Origin of the sequence: Paenibacillus sp. GXUN7292 (assembly GCF_050864975.1) — a bacterium.
Taxonomy (GTDB): Bacteria; Bacillota; Bacilli; order Paenibacillales; family Paenibacillaceae; genus Pristimantibacillus.
This window is the reverse complement of sequence record NZ_JBOZWO010000046.1, coordinates 24,743-44,475: the sequence shown is the minus strand read 5'-3', so window position 1 is coordinate 44,475 and position 19,733 is coordinate 24,743. Positions and strand designations below refer to the sequence as shown.

18 protein-coding genes are annotated in these 19,733 nt (G+C 43.5%); 16 read left to right on the top strand and 2 right to left on the bottom strand.

What is annotated here, in order from left to right; genetic code table 11:
* Nucleotides 1–870 precede the first annotated feature (870 nt).
* The 5 genes from ACRRU2_RS24995 (at nt 871) to ACRRU2_RS24975 (ending at nt 6,116) form a co-directional block, all read left to right on the top strand.
* Nucleotides 871–1,599, top strand: a complete 729-nt coding sequence (locus ACRRU2_RS24995) for an ABC transporter ATP-binding protein (RefSeq protein WP_331697958.1) — start codon at nt 871–873, stop codon at nt 1,597–1,599.
* Nucleotides 1,600–1,810: 211 nt separating this feature from the next.
* A complete protein-coding gene (locus ACRRU2_RS24990) occupies nt 1,811–2,740 on the top strand; it encodes a polyprenyl synthetase family protein (RefSeq protein ID WP_331697957.1) in 930 nt (309 codons plus the stop codon).
* A 140-nt stretch (nt 2,741–2,880) separates the two neighbouring features.
* Complete coding sequence (locus tag ACRRU2_RS24985) at nt 2,881–3,051, top strand: hypothetical protein (protein WP_331697956.1); 171 nt, start codon at nt 2,881–2,883, stop codon at nt 3,049–3,051.
* A 40-nt stretch (nt 3,052–3,091) separates the two neighbouring features.
* Nucleotides 3,092–5,488, top strand: a complete 2,397-nt coding sequence (locus ACRRU2_RS24980; RefSeq protein WP_432505860.1) for an ATP-binding protein — start codon at nt 3,092–3,094, stop codon at nt 5,486–5,488.
* On the top strand, nt 5,466–6,116 hold the full coding sequence (locus ACRRU2_RS24975; protein ID WP_331697954.1) for a response regulator transcription factor: 651 nt from the start codon (nt 5,466–5,468) through the stop codon (nt 6,114–6,116). Before ACRRU2_RS24980 ends, ACRRU2_RS24975 begins: the two co-directional genes overlap by 23 nt.
* 248 nt (nt 6,117–6,364) lie before the next feature.
* Here ACRRU2_RS24975 and ACRRU2_RS24970 read toward each other — a convergent pair whose 3' ends face one another.
* Both ACRRU2_RS24970 and ACRRU2_RS24965 read right to left on the bottom strand, forming a co-directional pair.
* Nucleotides 6,365–7,300 (bottom strand): aminoglycoside phosphotransferase family protein, encoded by a 936-nt coding sequence (locus ACRRU2_RS24970; protein ID WP_432505857.1) that lies wholly within the window; start codon nt 7,298–7,300, stop codon nt 6,365–6,367.
* A 168-nt stretch (nt 7,301–7,468) separates the two neighbouring features.
* Nucleotides 7,469–9,421: an ABC-F family ATP-binding cassette domain-containing protein gene (locus ACRRU2_RS24965; RefSeq protein ID WP_432505855.1), complete on the bottom strand. Its 1,953-nt coding sequence runs from the start codon at nt 9,419–9,421 to the stop codon at nt 7,469–7,471.
* A gap of 211 nt (nt 9,422–9,632) precedes the next feature.
* On the opposite strand from ACRRU2_RS24965, the gene ACRRU2_RS24960 reads away from it, so the two are divergent.
* The 11 genes from ACRRU2_RS24960 (at nt 9,633) to ACRRU2_RS24910 (ending at nt 19,717) form a co-directional block, all read left to right on the top strand.
* Nucleotides 9,633–10,250 (top strand): 5-formyltetrahydrofolate cyclo-ligase, encoded by a 618-nt coding sequence (locus ACRRU2_RS24960; RefSeq protein WP_432505853.1) that lies wholly within the window; start codon nt 9,633–9,635, stop codon nt 10,248–10,250.
* A 153-nt stretch (nt 10,251–10,403) separates the two neighbouring features.
* A complete protein-coding gene (locus ACRRU2_RS24955; protein ID WP_331697950.1) occupies nt 10,404–10,907 on the top strand; it encodes a MogA/MoaB family molybdenum cofactor biosynthesis protein in 504 nt (167 codons plus the stop codon).
* A gap of 182 nt (nt 10,908–11,089) precedes the next feature.
* Nucleotides 11,090–11,311: a twin-arginine translocase TatA/TatE family subunit gene (locus tag ACRRU2_RS24950; protein WP_331697949.1), complete on the top strand. Its 222-nt coding sequence runs from the start codon at nt 11,090–11,092 to the stop codon at nt 11,309–11,311.
* Nucleotides 11,312–11,385: 74 nt separating this feature from the next.
* Entirely contained in the window at nt 11,386–12,198 is an 813-nt protein-coding gene (gene tatC / locus ACRRU2_RS24945; RefSeq protein ID WP_432505851.1) for a twin-arginine translocase subunit TatC, read from the top strand.
* A 1,059-nt stretch (nt 12,199–13,257) separates the two neighbouring features.
* Entirely contained in the window at nt 13,258–13,539 is a 282-nt protein-coding gene (gene groES, locus ACRRU2_RS24940) for a co-chaperone GroES (RefSeq protein ID WP_028609403.1), read from the top strand.
* Between the two features lie 46 nt (nt 13,540–13,585).
* Nucleotides 13,586–15,214 (top strand): chaperonin GroEL, encoded by a 1,629-nt coding sequence (groL, locus tag ACRRU2_RS24935; protein ID WP_331697948.1) that lies wholly within the window; start codon nt 13,586–13,588, stop codon nt 15,212–15,214.
* Nucleotides 15,215–15,530: 316 nt separating this feature from the next.
* A complete protein-coding gene (locus ACRRU2_RS24930; protein WP_432505848.1) occupies nt 15,531–16,988 on the top strand; it encodes a hypothetical protein in 1,458 nt (485 codons plus the stop codon).
* A 43-nt stretch (nt 16,989–17,031) separates the two neighbouring features.
* The gene (locus ACRRU2_RS24925; RefSeq protein WP_432505846.1) at nt 17,032–17,187 is read left to right on the top strand and encodes a hypothetical protein; all 156 of its coding nucleotides are present in this window, start codon (nt 17,032–17,034) and stop codon (nt 17,185–17,187) included.
* 189 nt (nt 17,188–17,376) lie between these two features.
* Nucleotides 17,377–17,580 carry a hypothetical protein gene (locus tag ACRRU2_RS24920; RefSeq protein ID WP_432505844.1) on the top strand — a complete coding sequence of 68 codons (204 nt, stop codon included), beginning with the start codon at nt 17,377–17,379 and terminating at the stop codon, nt 17,578–17,580.
* 11 nt (nt 17,581–17,591) lie between these two features.
* Complete coding sequence (locus tag ACRRU2_RS24915; protein ID WP_432505842.1) at nt 17,592–18,137, top strand: hypothetical protein; 546 nt, start codon at nt 17,592–17,594, stop codon at nt 18,135–18,137.
* Nucleotides 18,086–19,717 (top strand): DUF4082 domain-containing protein, encoded by a 1,632-nt coding sequence (locus tag ACRRU2_RS24910; protein WP_432505840.1) that lies wholly within the window; start codon nt 18,086–18,088, stop codon nt 19,715–19,717. Before ACRRU2_RS24915 ends, ACRRU2_RS24910 begins: the two co-directional genes overlap by 52 nt.
* Nucleotides 19,718–19,733 lie beyond the last annotated feature (16 nt).

Sequence of the window (19,733 nt, the reverse complement as noted above, 5' to 3'; positions counted from 1 at the left end):
TATTAAAATCTAACGAAGCTTGACGGGCTTATTTGGGGCAAAAGGTGTCTAAAAACGTGGTTTGTTCACACAAAGAGCTGCTAATCTTCGTGACAATTTAGGTGGGCAAAGGTTAACTGCGTGATCAACAGGAGGGGGTTACGTCTTCTAACGAATCTAGGCAGCGCTATTAGGCCTTAATCGGATAGTTTGAAAATCTAACGAAGATGAGCAGCCTTATTGGGTCGAAAAGTGGCTCCAAGTGGCGGTTTGTTCACAGATAACGCAATATGGATTCGTTACAAATTCAAAAGTGGCATTTTTGGGGGAATAACGCATCTCGTCTTCGTTACAGTTTTCTGAGTTTCACTTGAATCCGAAATGGATGAAATCCCATATAAAGGTGAGAGTTTTGTGCAAAAATAGCAGGTTGTGCACAAAGTTATACACAGGAGAGCACGAAATGTGCATAACTAAGTAAAAAGCTTGTAAATTCGCCCTTTTTCGGTCTATATTGCTGTGGGGTAAACGTGGATATTATTTTCAACATCTATCTGTGGATAATGTGTATAACGTGGACAAAATTGTGAATTTATTTTTTAAAACAATGAAAATAAATGAAAGTGAGTAAATAAAGCAATTATTTCAATCTATTATAGACAGAATTGACTAACAATTATCCCACTGCTGTGGATAACGCTGTGAATAATTAAATGGCTAATAATTAATAAAATTAATTATAAATACCATAAAAAGTATTTTATTTGCGGTACGCAACACATATTGCGTTAATTACTAATCACTATTTCGGTGAAAAAATATTTTTTGTGCGTTATCTTAGGGAGGAGAGAAATACGCGAAAGAGCCGGGCTGGAATGGAGATAACAAAAAATGATACGAGTTGAACAGGTCAGTAAATTATATAGGGGCAGCAAGGTCGTAGAAAACGTCTCCTTACATGTGAAGGAAGGCGAAATATTTTCCATTATAGGTACCAGCGGCGCAGGAAAAACAGCTTTGATGGAACTATTGCTGGGTCTAAGTCCAATGGATGAAGGCAAAATAACGATATTGGGCTACGATGTACAGACGGAATCTGCAAAAATTAAAAACTTTATTAATTTTTTTATGCGCAGTACTTCGTTAATCGAAAAGATGACCGTTTTCGAAGCATTAAAAACTTTTCAAAGCTTGTATAATCGGAAAAAAGATATACCTGAACTGTTGAATCTGTTTCAATTAAAAACTTTTGCACATAAAGAAGTCAAAAGGCTTTCAGGCGGATTGAGACAATTGACAATGCTGGCAATAGCTGCTGTGAATGATCCGCGTATTATTTTTTTGGATGAACCGACTACCGGCCTTGACGGACAAGCCAAGCGGCAATATTGGAGTCTGCTGAACAGCTTGCGCCAGGCTGGCAAAACAATCGTTATTATTTCTCATGATCTGACAGAGATTCATCAGTACAGCAATCAGGTCGCTGTTATGAAAGCTGGAAAGGTTATGCAATGCGGTTCTCCTTCGCAGCTTATTAAAAATTTGCCGGGAGGCGGTTTGACGATGGAGGCTGTTTATATGCATTACGCTGTTGAAAAAGAAGGGAGGACGCCAATATAGGTGCCGGAGCGTGAGCGAGACAGTAAAAGTTATTCATTGCTTTATTCGCAGCTAATCGCTAAAAGGAACGAAATGCTTGCATCGCTATTTGGAAAATTAAATAGTGACAGGAGGGAGTTTAAAGAAGTAGAGGCTTCAGCTTGCAACAAGAGATAGAAAAGGGTGAGTTCCCATAGTATAATATGGGCACAACTTTCTAAGCGGAGGAACTATGAAAAACAATTTATCCATGCAAATTAGTAGTTATATGCTTAAGTTGGCAGAGCAGTGGTTTACGACCAGCTCAATGTTACAAAATGCGACTGCGTATATTAAGGAAAAAGAAAAAGAAAATTTATTTTTTGGCCAGCTTGTTCTTTGTCACTACTATATGTTTGAAGGGCAGGCGGAAGAGGAACGTATATTTAAAGCAGCGGCAGCGATTGAACTTGCGGTATTGGCGACAGATATACTAGATGATATTCAAGATCAGGATGCGCCTCATAAAATATGGATGAAGTCGCCTGAGCCGGTGGCCCTTCATATCGCGACGTCAATGCTTACGCTATCTCAGCAAGGTTTGCTTGAAAGCGCAAATGGGCCGCTAGTACAAGCAGAGCTTGCTTTATTGATGAATAAGCAGCTTTTGCAGGCAGCTAACGGCCAAATGAGCGATATTTTGAATGAAAGTGCTGATGAGGACGATTATTTGGAAATGGTTAGAGCGAAGTCGGCCTCCTTGCTCGTGCTTGCGAGTATGGCTGGTGTGCTGCTGGCAGGCAAGCCTTGGAATGAACGAGTAGCGCAATACGCTTCTGATCTTGGAATTGCTGCGCAGCTTCGCAATGATTTGAGAGACCTGCTGCGCTGGGATGACAAGAGTGATTTTTTGCAGCGCAAAAGAAGCTTGCTGACGATGTATCTGTTAGAGGATGAGCAGGAAGAGCTGCAGTGGATTCGTGATTATTACGAGGATAAATTGACCGTAAATGATATTGCGGATAAGCGGGAGCAGTTCGAGGAAATTTGCCATCAATCGGGGGCAGTTTTGTATGGATCGGTGATGAGCAGAAAGTACTATGAAAGCTTCAAAGAAATAATAGATGAAGTAAATGTGGACGATTATTGGAGAAATCAGCTTTTAAAGCTGGTCAACGAATAGATTATATACTATAATACCACGCAAAAGCTATTTCGGAAATTACGAAACACGTTTGCGTTTTCCGCTCTATTTATTGTTGATATAGTAGAAATGTACTAATAAACATGTACTATATCAATAGTAGAAGCGGAGGAGTTCAAATGTTAAAGGAAACAATTCGTCAAATGGCAAAGAATGGTGTAAATTTCTCACTAGCTAACGGGGCGCAGCCTCAGCTTGCAGGTGTATCGGCTCTTGAGCAAAAAGCATTACTTGGTGAATTGAAGGACAAACAACATAAGAACAGTGGCTACGCTTTTGTGTGGAACTGATACTATAATTTTTTAAAAGTTTGAAGGGGAAGAGGATTACATGAAATCAACAAGGTTAAACAAAATAAATGTAATCCTTTTCCTGTTTTTAGTTGCAGCAACAGTAACTTATTTGACGGCGGTGATTTTACAAACGCCGTCTATTGGCGTTGTATTGGACAAGCAAGGTCCGGAGCTGTATGTTGTTGACTCCATAGAGCCTGCCGGTCAAGGCTATATGATGAAGATGCACATTGGCGACCGTGTTGTCGAAGTGAATGGAGCGCCTGCTCATTTGTATCATTATGTAACAAAATATTTGTCTATCGAGTATGCAGATAATGTGCTGCTTGAGAAAGCTGACGGAGAACAAGTATTTATCGAGTTCTCAAAGCTATGGTCAGGCGAGCATTCTATGCCGGAGCTGCTTGTACAGCTGTATATACCAGGAATTTCATTGATCTTGTTTTTTGCATTTTCAGTGTTTCTTTATATGAAACGCAGAAACGACCCGGCAGCTATTACCCTTATATTGTTTTTTATTTCAATCGGCATCAGCTATTTTAGCTCTGCTGCATCCTTATTGCGAGATCCAGTTGGAATATCGATTATTTATGTCGTAATCCCGAATATTCCATTACTGTTTATGATATTTATGAATCGCTATGTTAAGCGTTTCGAGGTTGAGTTCATCAGCAACAAAATACTGTATGTTCTTTTTGCAATTATTTCCATCAATAGCTTAGTGAGCCTGTTCTATATATGGACCTCCGTGTTGACGATTGAAACCTTTACTTATATTAAAGGGACATACAGCGCTGTAGTGTTTCTAGGAAATTTGGTGTGTGTCTACAAGCTGGTTGAGCATTTTATCAAGCATCGCCGAACGAAACTGAAATCGTTGTTTACGATTACACTTGTCTCGCATTTGGTAGCCTTTACGCCATTTGCCTCCATGAATCTGCTGCCTCAGCTTATCGGGGCCAAGCAGCTGCTTCCTCCAGCCTTTACCGCATTATTTTTATTTGTGCTGCCTGCGGTATACTTTTATTTAACGACGTCAAATCAATTGTTCGACATTGATTTTATACTTACCAGATTCAAGTATTACACAGCCCTGGCCTTTATCCCGGCCGTTATAGTTGCAGCAGCGGTCACAGTAGCGGTACTGCAGGAAGAAAGAGCAGTATGGCATATTTGGTTTTTGACCTTTGTATTTATATATGTGGGCATGACCTTGTTTTTATATGTAAAAGAACAAATTGACCAGCGCTACCGGCCTAAGCTTTTTAAAGCGATGTACAGCTATCAGGACAGCTTGGATCGTTTTTCCCGCAGCATAGCAAGAGTAATGAATAAGTCGGATTTGGAGACAGTGCTAAAAGGTGAAATTTCCGCCTTGCTGCCTGTCAGCAAAATTCAATTTGTTATGGTAGATTTGACTGAGCATACTGTAACGCCTATTGGCGATAGCCTTGAGGATAGTGTTACAAAGGATTTTTTGTTGAATACGATAGATTCCTTTAGCCTTGGAGAGTTAATCAGCTTGCCGTACGGATTGGGGTTAATAATCGGCAGACAGCGCACGAGAAGCCATATTTTATGGATCGGTGCTAAGACGAATCACACGAGATTCAACTCGGATGAAATACGCTGGCTGAAGACGATATCCAATTATGCCAGCATCGTTTTCGAAAATTTATTTTTAATAGAAGGCTTGATTGAGGACTTGGAAACAGAAGTGCGCAAGGAGCATACAACTTCGCCTTGGGTGCTGCGCCTGTTATTTTGCTTGTCCGAAAACGAACGCCGCAAGCTGGCTGCAGATTTGCATGATTCCGCCTTGCAGGACCAATTGCTTTGGTATCGCAAGCTGGAGGGCGTTATAATGGATTACAAGCTGACGCGAGATTTAAATGTTGAGCTGACCGACATTAAAGAAGGCTTGCTGGACGTTATTCATCAAATTAGAGAAACGTGCAATGAACTGCGCCCGCCGCTGCTAAAAGAAATGGGCATTGTGGAAGCAGTTGAATCGATTATTGAGCATACTCAGATGCGAGTAAATTTTGAAGTCATATTTAAAGCAAAGCCGATTACAGAGCCGATGCATGAAGAAGAGATTACGGCTATTTATCGAATCGTGCAGGAATTGCTCCGCAATGCGGACAAGCACTCACAGGCCAAAGTCGTCATGATGGAACTTGAGGTGCGCAATGGCTTTATTTATTTCCACTACCAGGACGACGGAATTGGCATGGATGTCGAGAATATGGAAGAATCATTCAAGCATATGGGATTATCGGGCATTAAGGAAAGAGTAGCCAGCCTGGAAGGGGAAATTACGTTCTATTCTGAAATGGGCAGAGGTTTGGATATTACAATATTATTTCCTGAAATGTTATCCCACAAGCATTCCGAAAGGGGGATTTCTCGTGATTCGTATCTTATTAGTTGACGATCATCCTTCTGTTGGCGAAGGCACGAAGACGATGATTGAGCAGGACGAGGAGATGAAAGTAACGGTTGTTTTGTCTGCACTGGAAGCTCTTGATATTGTGCAGGTGGAGCACTTTGACCTTATATTATGCGATTTGAACATGCCGGGCATTAGCGGATTGGAGCTGACGAAGCGGTTGCTGCAGCTCGATCAGGAACGCAAAATTATTATTTATTCCGGTTATGAAATCGGTTCGCATTTTAATTTGCTTATTGAATCTGGCGTATCCGGTTTTATTTCCAAAACCGTATCTCGCGAGCAGCTTCATAATTCAATTCGCTGCGCGATGCGTGGTGATGCAGTTATTCCGATTACGCTGCTTAAGCAGCTTCGAAGACAAGAGGTTTCACTTCCTCGGGCAGAGATGTCGGTGGAGGACATTTCAATAAATGAGAAGGAGCTTATGATTTTGCAGGAGGTTGCGGCAGGAATAAGCAATAAGGAGCTGTCGGCACTGCTGCATGTAAGCCAGCGCAATGTAGAATACCAGCTTACCAAAATTTTCGATAAGCTCAATGTACGCTCGCGCTCTGAAGCGATAAGAGAAGCGAAAAGACTTGGTTTAATTACGATGGAGCAATTATAACTGTACTAGGGAGTTCCTCGCGCTGGCTGCGAGGAATTTTTTTGTTGAGGGCCGCTGCAGCCTTAAAAAATAGATATGGCCACACGTTCGCGGACACACATTCCGCTATACAGCTCTAAACGGTGCTTTTCTACGATTTATGGACCAATAACGGAACGCCTGTCACTTTACGGCCTCATAATTGCGATTTTGGGCGTAATAACGGAACGTCTGACCAGAGAGATAGATTTCAGCTAGGGAGGCTGCAACTAGTTCAGCTTATCAGCAAGGCTAACTGTGTACGTTTCAATACGCTCAACCATCATCTCATCCGTTAAATGGGTAATGCCGAGTGCAACCCAGCCCTGATAAACTTCTGGGGGACCAAACAGCATATCAATTAGGGACAAAATATCCCAATAAGGGTCATAGACAAACGAATTGCCGCTTACAAGCTTATATTCGTGCAAAAAACGATCTGCTGCTGCAACGCCGTGCAGCATAACTAAATTAATGCGGCAATGCCCGATATCTATGCCGGCAGGACCAATGCAGCCGCTCGTCCAATCGACAATGCCTGTTATTTTCTCATCGCTCCATAATACATTGGCAGGATGAAAGTCTCGATGAATAAAGCAGGAAGCGACAGATGGTGCCGGCTGTTTTAAACGCTGAAGCAGCTTATGCCATTGCTCCTGCTGCTTGCTCCAAGCAGGCGCTGTGAAGTGAGGAATGTTTTGATATGTTTTATAAGTCCAATAGGATGAAGGAGGTTCAGCCTGGTGCACACCTGCTGCAGCAGCTGCCAGCTGTCCCAGCCAGTCTTCCATTTGACGCGGCTGCAGCAATGGCGTTCCTTCCAGTCTCGTCATTAGCACAGAAGGCTTGCCGCAATGCTCGCCTGCAGCATCACAGGCAATGATTCGCGGGGCAGCAATTTGCCACTTCTCGCATATCTGCAGGGCGGAAGCTTCCTGGAGCGCTGCATCAGGCTGCTCGTTCAGCCAATCTTCATCATCGATCTGCCGCATCACCAGCCGAATAAGCTCGTCATTTGCACGCAGCGTTACTCCATATATGTGAGAGGAAATACCGCCAGGCAGCTGTTCGAGCATTACAATTTGCGTATTACCAGCAATAGGCTGAAGCTGCTGGCATATCCATTGCTTTGTTGCCTCTGAAAGAGTGTTGACTGATCGCTCCATAAACGAAATTCTCCTTTCAATATTACCCTCCAAAAACCTATAAAGGTTAAAATCGGCCGCAAAGACGGACGCTTCTGATTGTCCAGTCCAAACTCTGCTCTCCGTTTTCCTTCCTATTGCTTATGAAAGGTTACCCCAATCAATGAATCGACAGACTTAGCTTGATAGTTAGCCATCAATTAAAGCTTCCCATTGCTCCAAGCAGCTAGTTAATTCAGCCTGCTGCTTGTCAATTTCCTGCTGAATTTCTTGGATTTTTACATAGTCATGAAAGATTTCCGGGTTAGTAAGCTGTATTTGCAGCTCGGCAATCGATTCCTCCAGCTGCGAGATAGAAGCTTCCAGCTGTTCAATTTTACGCTGGCGGCTGCGCTCCTCGCGCTTTGCTTGCTTATCAGCTTCATAGCTGTTTGTCTGTGCTGAAGGGCTAGCAGTCGACATGATCGGCGAAGACTTTGCATTCGCTACGCGCTGCTGCTCAATTTCAAGCGCTGCTTCTTCTAGTTCGCGCTTTTTTTCAAGCATTTCGTCATAATTTCCCAGGAAATGCTCAGTGCCATTTGGCTTCAATTCGACAATACGCTCTGCCATTTTATTGAGGAAGTAACGGTCATGTGAAATAAACAGAAGCGTTCCCTCATAATCGACTAGCGCAGCCTCCAATACTTCCTTGCTGAATAAATCCAAATGGTTAGTCGGCTCATCCAATATTAAAAAATTGGCTTCTGCAAGCATAAGCTTCGCAAGCGATACGCGCGCTTTCTCGCCGCCGCTCAGCGCAGAGATGCGTTTCAGCACATCCTCGCCGCTAAATAGAAAGTTGCCTAATATCGTGCGGATGCGTGCTTCTTCTACATGCGGATAAGCGCTCCACAGCTCTTCCAAAACAGTGTTATTGCGGTTTAAGTGCGTATGCTCTTGGTCGTAGTAGCCGATTTTGACATGGGCGCCAAATTGCAATGTACCTGTTCTTGGCTTGTGCTCGCCGACTATAATTTTGAGCAGCGTTGATTTTCCAATCCCATTGGGACCAATAAGTGCTACAGTTTCTCCTCTTGTCAGCCGGAAGGATACGTGCTCAAAAAGCGGCTTGTCTTCATCATTGAAGCCTATCGACAAATTATCCGCAGTAAGAACTTCTTTTCCAGTCATACGTTCAATTTCAAAGCTGAAGCTCGCCCGTTTAAGATCTGCAAGCGGTCTGTCGACTCTATCCATGCGTTCAAGCGCTTTACGGCGGCTCTGTGCTCTCTTGGTAGTGGAGGCGCGTACAAGGTTGCGCTGAATGAACTGCTCCATTTGAGCAATTTCATCCTGCTGCTTTTCATAGCGCTTCAAATCGGATTCATATTGGGCCGCTTTAAGCTCAATATATCGGCTGTAATTGCCGGTATAGCGTTTTGCAGCATGACGCTCAATCTCAATGATGGTTTGCGTGAGCGCATCGAGAAAATAACGGTCATGAGATACGACCAGAATTGCTCCAGAATAAGCGCGGAAATAATTTTCGAGCCAGGTAAGTGTTTCAATGTCCAAATAATTGGTGGGCTCATCCAGCATCAGCAAATCGGGAGCCTGCAGCAACAGCTTGGCCAGCGCCAGTCTTGTCTTTTGGCCTCCGCTTAATGTTTCAATCAATGTATCTGGCGGGAACTGTCCAAAGCCCATTCCGTGCAGAATGCTTTGAATTTTAGTGTTGACTTCAAAGCCGCCCTGATCACGAAACCAATCAGAACGCTTGGCATAGCGATCAAGAATTTCCTCGTACTTTTTTTCATCGGCATGAAGACGGGGATCAGCGATTTGCTGCTCGAGATCACGAAGCTCCTGCTCAGCAGCTATAAGGTGCTGAAATACAGAACGCATCTCAGCCAATATCGTTTTGTCCGTTTGCAGACCGCTGTTTTGAGCCAAATAGCCCAGCTTTGTTTCCTTGGACTTATGTATGTCTCCAGAATCACAGCTAAGCTCGCCTGCAATAATTTTGAGCAGAGTAGATTTTCCAGCTCCGTTGACACCAACTAATCCTATGCGATCCCGTGCTTGAATTTGAAAAGAAATATTAGTTAATACAGCATTAACGCCGTAGCTTTTTGAAATGTTAGAAACCTGCAGCAGCATCTTTTTAAAAGCCTCCAATATAGTCAATATTGTTCAAAGAACGGCGAAGCCGTTTATCCTGTTGTAATAAATTATAATCTTTACTATGCCGGAAAAATAGTTCTCTTCGTAGTGTACCATAAACTAGCATCTTCATTGGCGAAAGTTGTATAACAATGGTACACTACATATAGATGAAATCATGGCAAAAATGCGGAACGGATGACCAGTTATGGAATCTATACATAATGAGCCGGCTAAGCAGGAGCTGCGACGCTCGATGAGCCGGATGAGAGACAGCCTTGAGCTCGAAAAGCGAAAAGCTGCTGGAATGGCAGCAAGCGGCCATCTTATACAATGGCTTAAGCAGAGAAACAGCACTTCTGTAATGATATATATTGCTTTTCGCAGCGAGCTTGAGCTTACTGAGGCCATGCAATGGAGCTGGGACAACGGCATAAAGGTAATTGCGCCGAGAAGCATTGCTGCAGATCATTCGTTAGAGCTTTATGAAATAAACAGCTTGGAGCAGCTGCAGGCCGGAGCATATGGTATTATGGAGCCTGATCCTGCTGTATCCAGAAAGATAGACTTGTCAGAGCCGCCGGATGTCGTTGTAGCGCCCGGCATCGCTTTTGCTTCCAATGGGGGAAGGCTTGGTTACGGTGGCGGGTATTATGACCGTTTTGCGCAGAAGCTTCGACAAGGCGGCAAGGCGATTGAGACGATTTGGGTGGGGGCTGCATATGAACAGCAGCTTGTCGATCATCTTCCAACCGATAAGCATGACCAGTTTATGGACTGGCTGGTAACAGAGAACGGGATGAGAAGTATATTAATGAAGAAATAATATTAATCTCATTAATCATCTCTCCACGAACATGTTATAGTAGAAGAGATATATATTAAAAAAGATAATTTATCACAAATAAAAAGGCTTAACTAGAAAAAGGATTTATGTTTATTTTATAGAAATATTTATTGAGGATGGGAGGAAAGTGACATGCAGTGGAAGGTTGCTTTGTTAACGGCTAGTGACAAGGGGTCAAGAGGCGAGCGGGAGGATACCAGCGCTCAGGTGATACGGGAGCTTGTTGAGGAAGAACTCGGCGGCGTTATTGTTGACTATCGTATAGTACCTGATGAACAGGACGAAATCATGGCTGCGCTAATAGAGATGACAGAATACTATCAGGCTGATTTAGTGCTGACTACTGGTGGAACAGGTCTTGCTCCTCGTGATATTACGCCAGATGCTACTTTGAAGGTTATTGACAGGGAGGTTCCAGGCCTGGCTGAAGCCATGCGGATAGGCGCTTTGCAAAAATCAAGAAGGGCGATGCTGACAAGAGGAGTGTGCGGCATTAGAGGCACCTCGCTTATTGTAAACTTGCCGGGCAGCCCCAAAGGTGTACATGAAAGTTTGATTGCTATTTTGGACCAGCTGCCGCATGCGCTTAGTATTGTATCTGGCAAGTATGGCGCATTGACGGAGCATATTGATTAATGTATAGTCAAATAATTGTCATACAATGAAGTTTCATGCCATGCTAAGGTTATGTTATTATACTGATAGCTGCAATTAATGATCGTTATCTATTGTTTTATATGGAAGTGACCAAAGTATTATAATAGGTATACGGTATGAGAATAGTTAGCCTGCATTAACAGTGCTAAGGAGGAATAAAGATGGGTGGAATAGGTGCAACAGGGATTATATTGCTTGTGCTGGTAGCGCTCCTGCTTTTCGGTCCGAACAAGCTGCCTGAACTGGGACGAGCTGTAGGCCGCACACTGCGCGAATTTAAATCCGGAGCAAGAGAAATTATGGATGAGGATGACAGCAAGAAACGAGTGGAGGTCAGCCAAACCGAACAAAAAGATAAGGACAATAAGCGGTTGCCGGATTAATCGGGCCCGCTTTTTTATTGAATACAATAGAGGCTATCATAGAGGAACGCGCATGAGGAGGTGAGCCGTTAGCAATGGGGGCAAAGGAAACAAGCAACGCAAAGTCTGCTGCAGAGAGTATTGCCGAAGGGGGACTTATGTCCGTTTTTGATCACTTAGGCGAGCTTCGCAAAAGATTAATTTATATTATTGTTGTATTGGTGCTCGGGCTTGTTATTGGCTTGCTGCTCGCACAGCCGATATACAAATTTTTAATGAGCCAGGATCCTGCCAACACGATTTCACTACATACCTTCTCACTATGGGACGGTATTAGCATGTATATGAAATTCGCGTTTATTATTGCGCTAATCATAACATTGCCATTTACAGTCTATCAGCTATGGTCTTTCGTTAAACCAGCTTTAAGGGAGAATGAGCAGCGCTCAACGCTCAAATACGTGCCGCTTGCATTATTTATGCTTTTGATCGGCTTGGCATTTTCGTATTTTGTCGTTTTTCCGCTGGCATTTAACTTTACCCGTATGGTCGCAGGCCAGCTGGAGCTGGAGGAAACATTCGGTATAGCCCAATATTTTTCATTTATGTTCAATATCATCATTCCAATTTCCTTATTGTTTGAGCTGCCTTTAGCCATTATGTTTTTAACGGCGATTCGCATAGTTAATCCGATTAGATTGCGTAAAATGAGAAGAATTGCTTATTTTGTAATGGTGTTCATAGGCGTGACCATTACACCGCCAGATATTATATCGGACATTTTGGTCGCCATCCCGCTAATCTTATTGTATGAACTAAGCGTATGGCTGTCCGGCATGATCTACAAAAAGCAGCTGGAAGCTGATAAACGCTGGGAAGAAGAGTTTGATCGAACGGCTGGGAGCTAGGTTAGACAGTAGTAAGTGAGTGCGGTAAAAATAAGTCAGATAGAAGCTAAGCCAAAAACGGAGAAGATCGCCAACCGCCATGATAATCAGGCAGGGGAGGCGATCTTTTTATGTATTGCCTGCTTTGCGTATGCTTTTTGAGGCTAACTGTATTTCATGTAGTTAGTTTTAGGTGATTTAGCTTTTTTATGATACTAAGGGGAAAACTCGGGTTGTTGGAAAAGCTCTGTAGCAGCTTAATAGCCCGGATAACAGACCTAAAGCGGTAAGCGGGAAACCATCGATTCGTTGTAGTATTTAATATCCGAGCAAAAGTCGTAATGCCATCTGTTTAGAATTGTAACGGAACTGAGAGGCTCTACTTAACAATAAAAAGGTGTTTTAAAACTGTAACGGAACTGTAAAGCGCTATAGGTGATCTTTTCCCTGTTTTGGTAGTGATTTTGAGTAAATAAGGTTTCTCAGTTCCTTTAGATTTTAGAATAAGCTGATTTCCATACAATAGCGTGTCTAAGGAGGGTGTCGATTAATTGCGATAGGGCAACAAGCAATCGAAAGGGATGCTACTACGATCAAGTTTGGGATTCCGACCGCTGTTGTAGTCCAATTTTTTTGATTAAACAACTCCTGTAAAGGATAAAGTTGGCCTACAAAGGCGGACGCTGCCGCTTCTCCATTCCCAATCTTGCTCTTCGTTCCCCTTTCTTATTACTTATCAATAGTTGCCAACAATTAATCGACACCCACCTAAGTTCTAATGTGGGTTATACCACCTGACCATTTCGTTTACTTAATTTTTTTTTATACAGCTGCAAGTTTCTATCCACTGCGAACATAAATTTGTTCTACAATTTTTTAGAATGTTTAGCGAAACGCAGCATACTTATGTACGAGGCTTGCGTATGGACACAAATTATTGGCGCAATGTTGTGAAAATTAGACTGTAGGACTTGAAATTACATACAAAAATGAGTATTATAAAAATGATTGTTAGCACTACACGCTTACGAGTGCTAACAGAATGAACATAAGCTATATTTTAGAAGGAGGCTATTTTCAATGATCAAACCTTTGGGTGAACGCGTACTAATCGAACCAATCGCGAAAGAAGAAACAACTGCAAGCGGTATTGTATTGCCAGATACAGCAAAAGAAAAGCCGCAAGAAGGTAAAGTTGTAGCCGTTGGCAGCGGTACGCTAAAGGACGGCGTGCGTGTTGCATTGGAAGTAAAAGAAGGCGATCGCGTTCTATTCTCCAAATATGCGGGAACAGAAATCAAGTATGAAGGCAAAGAATACTTGATTATGAAAGAAAGCGACATACACGCAATTTTCGGCTAAGACCGTCTAACGATACTTAATAATTAAAATCAGGAGGTTAACGATAATGGCTAAAGATATTAAATTTAGTGAAGACGCTCGCCAGGCAATGCTGCGCGGTGTTGAAGCTCTGACAAATGCAGTTAAAGTTACGCTTGGTCCTAAAGGACGCAACGTAGTTCTTGAGAAAAAATTCGGCAGCCCGCTCATTACTAATGACGGTGTGTCTATTGCTAAAGAAATCGAACTAGAGGATGCATTCGAAAACATGGGTGCTCAGCTAGTTAAAGAAGTTGCTACAAAAACTAACGATGTTGCTGGCGACGGTACAACTACTGCTACTGTTTTGGCTGGCTCCATGATTCGTGAAGGCTTGAAAAACGTTACTGCAGGCGCAAACCCTATGGTTATCCGCAAAGGTATCGAAAAAGCAGTTAAAGCAGCTCTTGTTGAGCTGAAAGCTATTTCCAAGCCAATCGAAGGCCACCAATCGATCGCTCAGGTTGCTGCTATTTCTTCCGGTGACGATACAGTTGGACAATTGATTGCTGAAGCTATGGAAAAAGTAGGCAACGACGGCGTTATTACAGTGGAAGAGTCCAAAGGCTTTGAAACTGAGCTTGAGGTTGTAGAAGGTATGCAATTCGACCGCGGCTACATTTCTCCATACATGATTACTGATACTGACAAAATGGAAGCGGTACTTGATAACCCGTACATTTTGATTACAGATAAAAAAATTACGAACATCCAAGAAATCTTGCCTGTGCTTGAAAAGGTTGTTCAATCCGGCAAGCAGCTTCTAATCATTGCTGAAGACGTTGAAGGCGAAGCGCAAGCAACTCTTGTTGTGAACAAATTGCGCGGAACATTCACTTGCGTAGCAGTTAAAGCTCCTGGATTTGGCGATCGCCGCAAAGCAATGCTTCAAGATATCGCAGCTCTAACTGGCGGTCAAGTGATTACAGAAGAGCTTGGTCTTGACCTGAAATCAACTGACGTTTCTCAGCTTGGTTCCGCACGTCAAGTTCGTATTACAAAAGAAAACACAATTATTGTTGACGGCAGCGGCGACAAAGCTGATATTACAGCTCGCGTTAAGCAAATCCGTACACAATTGGAAGAAACAACTTCGGATTTCGACCGTGAAAAATTGCAAGAGCGTCTAGCTAAGTTGGCTGGCGGCGTTGCGGTAATCAAGGTTGGTGCGGCAACTGAAACTGAGCTTAAAGAGCGTAAGCTTCGTATTGAAGATGCTCTTAACTCTACTCGTGCTGCTGTTGAAGAAGGTATCGTATCCGGCGGGGGTACAGCTCTAATTAACATTTATGCTGCAGTTAAAGCAGTTGACGCTTCTGGCGACGAGAAAACAGGTGTGAACATCGTTCTTCGTTCACTTGAAGAGCCAGTTCGCACAATCGCAGCTAACGCTGGCGAAGAGGGCTCTGTAATCGTTGACCGTCTGAAAAAAGAACAGCTTGGTATCGGCTATAACGCTGCTACTGGCGAGTGGGTAAACATGATCGATGCAGGTATCGTTGACCCTGCTAAGGTTACTCGTTCCGCTCTTCAAAACGCAGCATCTGTTGCAGCTATGTTCTTGACAACAGAAGCAGTTATCGCTGACAAGCCAGAGAAAAACGCTCCTGCAATGCCTGATATGGGCGGCATGGGTGGAATGGGCGGCATGATGTAATATAGGCTGAAAAGCCTTGATGTTTAAGGGGTTTGGAGAGTGGGGAACAGCAAATCCCCACATTTTCCCTACGTTATGTAAAGTGAATAGAAGCTTCTCATTAGTTGACCAAACTATTGAGAGGCTTTTTTTGTTTTCCTTTATCATGTATTAATAAACTTGTTTAGATGTTTCAGCAAGAATTACAATCATTGCGGTTTATCTTTTACGATTAAGGGTATAGATTGAATAGGAAAATCTATATCCCAAGGGTGTTTCTTTTTTCATATGTTGTTAACCGTATAACCAATTTTCAATGGTGGAAGGATGTATGTTTATGCAAAAAACTGTTTTAATTAATAAACTGGATATTCAACGTTCACATATGTCGTTCATTCTTCCTATTGGTTATAATGACAGAAAAAAGAATGATTTTTCACAAATGTTGGAAAAAAGTGGATATAGCTATTTTCAAATGGATGAAAATTTAAGCGGAATGGACATTTACGGAGAAGGAATTGTAGTTAATGGAAAAGAGCTTGAACAAAACTTTCTTCCTTATGTCGGAAATAAAATTTTTCCAAGCTCTTTAAAAGAGCACGGATTCCACAGATATACAAAGCCATTCAAAGAGGAATTTAATTTTAAACTTAGAAGTACTCACATGCCGTTTTTTATCCGTAGTTTAGATATTATTTTAGGACCTTTCGGAATAGCTTTTTTGACTGTTAGAGTCCAATTAAAGACCTTAGGAACAGAGCTTTCAGATGTTCTCGATTTTATGAATCATTTCAGGGCGGTCGAAACGAAACTGAAAGAAGAACAAGGAGCGGTTATCGTCAGTAGTGAAAGCGGCATTCATTTGTCCATTAATGAACTTTTGTTTGAACATCTTTGTCCATTTTTGAAAGGGTTTATACTGCATGAAAAAAAATTGAAGGGGTATTTTGGTTCTTTCCCCTTTTTTAATGACGAAAGAATGTATGCTTCAGCATTTCTGTTTAGCAAGGAAGGATCCCAAATGACCCACGATCAATTGTATCGAATGGGAACTCTGGATGGGAGGACCCCTACCGGGGAGGAGTTCATCTCAGCAAATAATCCTGAATATATCCAACGTTATTTGGATCATCACTTACATGATCGATGGGCACCCAATTCCTATACCATAGTGACTGAACATGCATATATAACAGCAACAAGCGTCCTACCTAAAGATATGTCGAGGGAACTTAGTCAATATATGGGAACCCATTATTATAACTTTCTTTTGCATTACTTCTATAAAATTATGTTACTTCGAATTTCTTATGAATACAGTGAAATCGATTGGGAAAAAGATGATGAATATGTCAAATCACTTATCAAGTTCATAACATTATTTTCCTCCTGGTACTTCTTCCAAGAAGTGAGTACAAGATCTGAAGGTAAAGAACTTTCGAAGATGTTTCGGGAAGCATTCAATATCGACAACCTTTTTAAAGAAGTGAACAAAACACTGCATGAACTATATAAAAGTCAAGAAAAAGATGCATCCGCCAGAATGAATATGCTCCTGTTCTTTCTAACTGTTTTCACTGTGGTTTCTGGGATTTATGGTATGAATTTGGTTATCAAGGACTGGGAATCCCCTATTGGTTGGAAGGAAATTTCTACGTACACATTTCTTGAATGGGTATCTCTAATTACTGCAGTGGGCGGGATTGGACTCTCGGCTTATTTAATTGCAACGACTTCCGGCAAGTTGTTGATGAGCAAATTGCGGAAAAAGAAATCAAAATCTCGTATATTATGATTATTAGTTTCGAAGCGAGCTGGATTCCACGATTTCGAATTACTTGGAATGGTTAAGCCAGCAGCCTTATGCGAATCGAATTATAGGCTTTCAAATTATGGGCATGGAGACGGGAGAGTGGTTTTATAACTCCAACGATCTTAGCGTTGGCAACGGCGAGGATTATTCGGCTCCGATGGTTGTGGCGTTCAGGCAGTAGCTGACGGATAAGTACGGATCGGATGCGGCGCTCAAGGCGGCATGGAACGATCCGGGAGTCACGCTGGCAACTGCACCAATTCCGACGGCTGCCGAAAGGGACTATACGGCGGAAAACTACTTCAGGTCGATGGCAACTGAGGGGAAAGCGATTGATTATCAAACGTTTTATAGCGAAGAGATAGCGGGAATGAGCAATTACGTTGCTGGCCTTTTCAAGCAAAAAACGGATTCTAGAGTGCTTGTAGGGGCGATGTACGGCTATCCGTATATGTTCGCGACCTATGTTCGTCCTTCGAATCACGGTCACCAAGCGTTTAGAAAAATATTGGAGTCGAACGAAATCGATTCATCGGGTCGCCGGTACAATACAACAATAGGCGCATGGGCTTAAGCGCCGAACCGATGGGCGCATTTGATTCTCTTGCGCTTAACGGGAAAATGCTGATCGTCGAAAACGACACGAGAACGCACGTCATCGATAGCACGCCATATACGGACGACCAAACCTATCGGCCTAGGGTGTTCAGCTTGCAGGAAACGCTCGATGTCACGAGACGGGAAACCGCCAACGAGATCATTACCGGGGGCGGACAGTACTGGATGGATCTGTTTTCGCACGGATGGTGGAACGATGAGGACATCTGGGACGAGAATCAGAAGCTCATCGCACTGCAAGGGAGCAAGTATCTGATTTCCGAGGACAGAACCTTTAGGCCCGATGTCGCGGTCATTTTGGACGAAGAGTCTTACAGTTATCATACCTTGATTACGAATTACATTACGCCTACCAATAACCCTTATGCTCCCGCGGATCAACCCGATAGCGGGTTTGGTCATTTGCTCGCGAGACAGCAGAGGGAATTGGCCAAAAGCGGCGTGAAATACGGTACTACCTCATGTCGGACGTCGACAAAATCCCAAGCACCGTTAAAACTTATATTTTCCTGAACGCTTACCGGGTGACAAATGCTCAAAAGGCCAGCATCGATAGTTTGAAGAAAGACGGCAACGTTCTGGTCTTCATTCGTGCGCCTGGCTATTTCAACGACACCGGTTCGGATGTAACGAATATTTCCAATCTGATCGGGATGACCATGAGCAAGGCGGCGCACACCAGTCCGGCAACCCAAATCTTCGATTCGTCCGACCCGGTCACGGCAGGCAGCGGAGTGTCGGTATACGGCGGCTGGAAAATAGGCGGAGATACGGGCGAGGTCGAACCCGTCTACTCCTACACGCCGTCCTTTTACGTAACTGATAGTCAAGCCGCGGCAATCGGACATTACGACACGGATCCAGGGAAAATTTCTTTCGCCAGGAAGGACTTCGGGAATTGGACTTCGATCTTCAGCGCGTCAGGCTCTTTGCCGGCCGGTCTGATCAGATCGATCAAGGTGAATGTCGGCGGCGCGCATTCCTATTACAACGAGGGGACCGATAACGTTCGTACCGACGGAAGAATTATAATGATGCACGCTAGCGTCGGTAACTCGGGCATCATAACGATTTATTTACCTCGTTCTTCCAGAGTCGTTGACCTTATAGCTAATCGTACCGTTGCCACGGGCGCAACGTCGTTCAGCTTCTATCTGGGAGAAACGCGAACCGCTCTATACAATATTTTGCCAAACGATATCCTGATAGAAGAAGTCGAGAGCGGAACGATAACCAAATCGGGCTCTTGGTCGGATAACATGAAATATGGATACAGCGGCGGCAAGGCCGTCATTTCCAATCAAGCAGGCGACAGCATCTCTTACTCGTTCAACGGCACGGATCTCTCGCTTAAAGCTTCTACCGGTCCGAACAGAGGCAGAGTAAACGTCGTCATTGACGGCATCAAGTACCCGTATATGGAAATGTATTCCCCGGATTTCGAATATAATAAGGAATTCGTTATCGCGCAGGGGTTGCCTTCCGGGTCTCATACGATCGAGATTACGGTAGACGATAACAAGCATAGAAACTCTTCAGGCACCGCAATTGCGCTGGATGCCTTCGTAGCGGGGGAAACGGTAACCGGGTCCGGATCAACGCCGGCTCCGTTTCCGGTTCAACAAACGATCTTTACGACACAAACTCCGGTTGCCTATGCTTCGGATGCCTTATATGAACTGGGAACGAAATTCAAGACGACGGTTAACGGTCATATTTCTCGAGCGCGGTTGTACATCCATGAATACGAAGGCGGCAATCATACCGTAAGGATATGGAAAGCGAGTGACGGCACACTGCTTGCCGGCCCCTATCAATGGAATGTAACCGCTGGAGTCCGCGGCTGGAGAGAGTTTATATTGCCGACTGCTTTAAGTGTAGCAGCTAATGAGGATTACATTATATCGATTACCAATAGTTCCACGGATAAGGTTTATGCATTCGCGGAAAATGGTTACGGCAGTCCGATCGTTAACGGCCATTTAGTCACCTGCGCTGGCAGCGGCGTATTTTCCGGCACGTTGGGTACGATGCCTACCGCGACTTACGGCCAGAGAAACTATATCAGGGATGTTGTCTTTCTGCCGGGATGACCGATCCTACGCCGAT

Excerpts from the sequence above, each read along its gene's own strand:
- ACRRU2_RS24995 (WP_331697958.1), top strand. The coding sequence starts at position 871 with ATGATACGAGTTGAACAGGTCAGTAAATTATATAGGGGCAGCAAGGTC.
- ACRRU2_RS24910 (WP_432505840.1), top strand. The coding sequence starts at position 18,086 with ATGTCGGACGTCGACAAAATCCCAAGCACCGTTAAAACTTATATTTTC.
- groES (WP_028609403.1), top strand. The coding sequence starts at position 13,258 with ATGATCAAACCTTTGGGTGAACGCGTACTAATCGAACCAATCGCGAAA.
- ACRRU2_RS24970 (WP_432505857.1), bottom strand. The coding sequence starts at position 7,300 with ATGGAGCGATCAGTCAACACTCTTTCAGAGGCAACAAAGCAATGGATA.
- ACRRU2_RS24930 (WP_432505848.1), top strand. The coding sequence starts at position 15,531 with ATGCAAAAAACTGTTTTAATTAATAAACTGGATATTCAACGTTCACAT.
- ACRRU2_RS24980 (WP_432505860.1), top strand. The coding sequence starts at position 3,092 with ATGAAATCAACAAGGTTAAACAAAATAAATGTAATCCTTTTCCTGTTT.
- ACRRU2_RS24965 (WP_432505855.1), bottom strand. The coding sequence starts at position 9,421 with ATGCTGCTGCAGGTTTCTAACATTTCAAAAAGCTACGGCGTTAATGCT.
- ACRRU2_RS24920 (WP_432505844.1), top strand. The coding sequence starts at position 17,377 with ATGAGCAATTACGTTGCTGGCCTTTTCAAGCAAAAAACGGATTCTAGA.
- tatC (WP_432505851.1), top strand. The coding sequence starts at position 11,386 with ATGGGGGCAAAGGAAACAAGCAACGCAAAGTCTGCTGCAGAGAGTATT.
- ACRRU2_RS24915 (WP_432505842.1), top strand. The coding sequence starts at position 17,592 with ATGGGCGCATTTGATTCTCTTGCGCTTAACGGGAAAATGCTGATCGTC.
- ACRRU2_RS24955 (WP_331697950.1), top strand. The coding sequence starts at position 10,404 with ATGCAGTGGAAGGTTGCTTTGTTAACGGCTAGTGACAAGGGGTCAAGA.
- ACRRU2_RS24950 (WP_331697949.1), top strand. The coding sequence starts at position 11,090 with ATGGGTGGAATAGGTGCAACAGGGATTATATTGCTTGTGCTGGTAGCG.
- ACRRU2_RS24960 (WP_432505853.1), top strand. The coding sequence starts at position 9,633 with ATGGAATCTATACATAATGAGCCGGCTAAGCAGGAGCTGCGACGCTCG.
- ACRRU2_RS24990 (WP_331697957.1), top strand. The coding sequence starts at position 1,811 with ATGAAAAACAATTTATCCATGCAAATTAGTAGTTATATGCTTAAGTTG.
- groL (WP_331697948.1), top strand. The coding sequence starts at position 13,586 with ATGGCTAAAGATATTAAATTTAGTGAAGACGCTCGCCAGGCAATGCTG.
- ACRRU2_RS24985 (WP_331697956.1), top strand. The coding sequence starts at position 2,881 with ATGTTAAAGGAAACAATTCGTCAAATGGCAAAGAATGGTGTAAATTTC.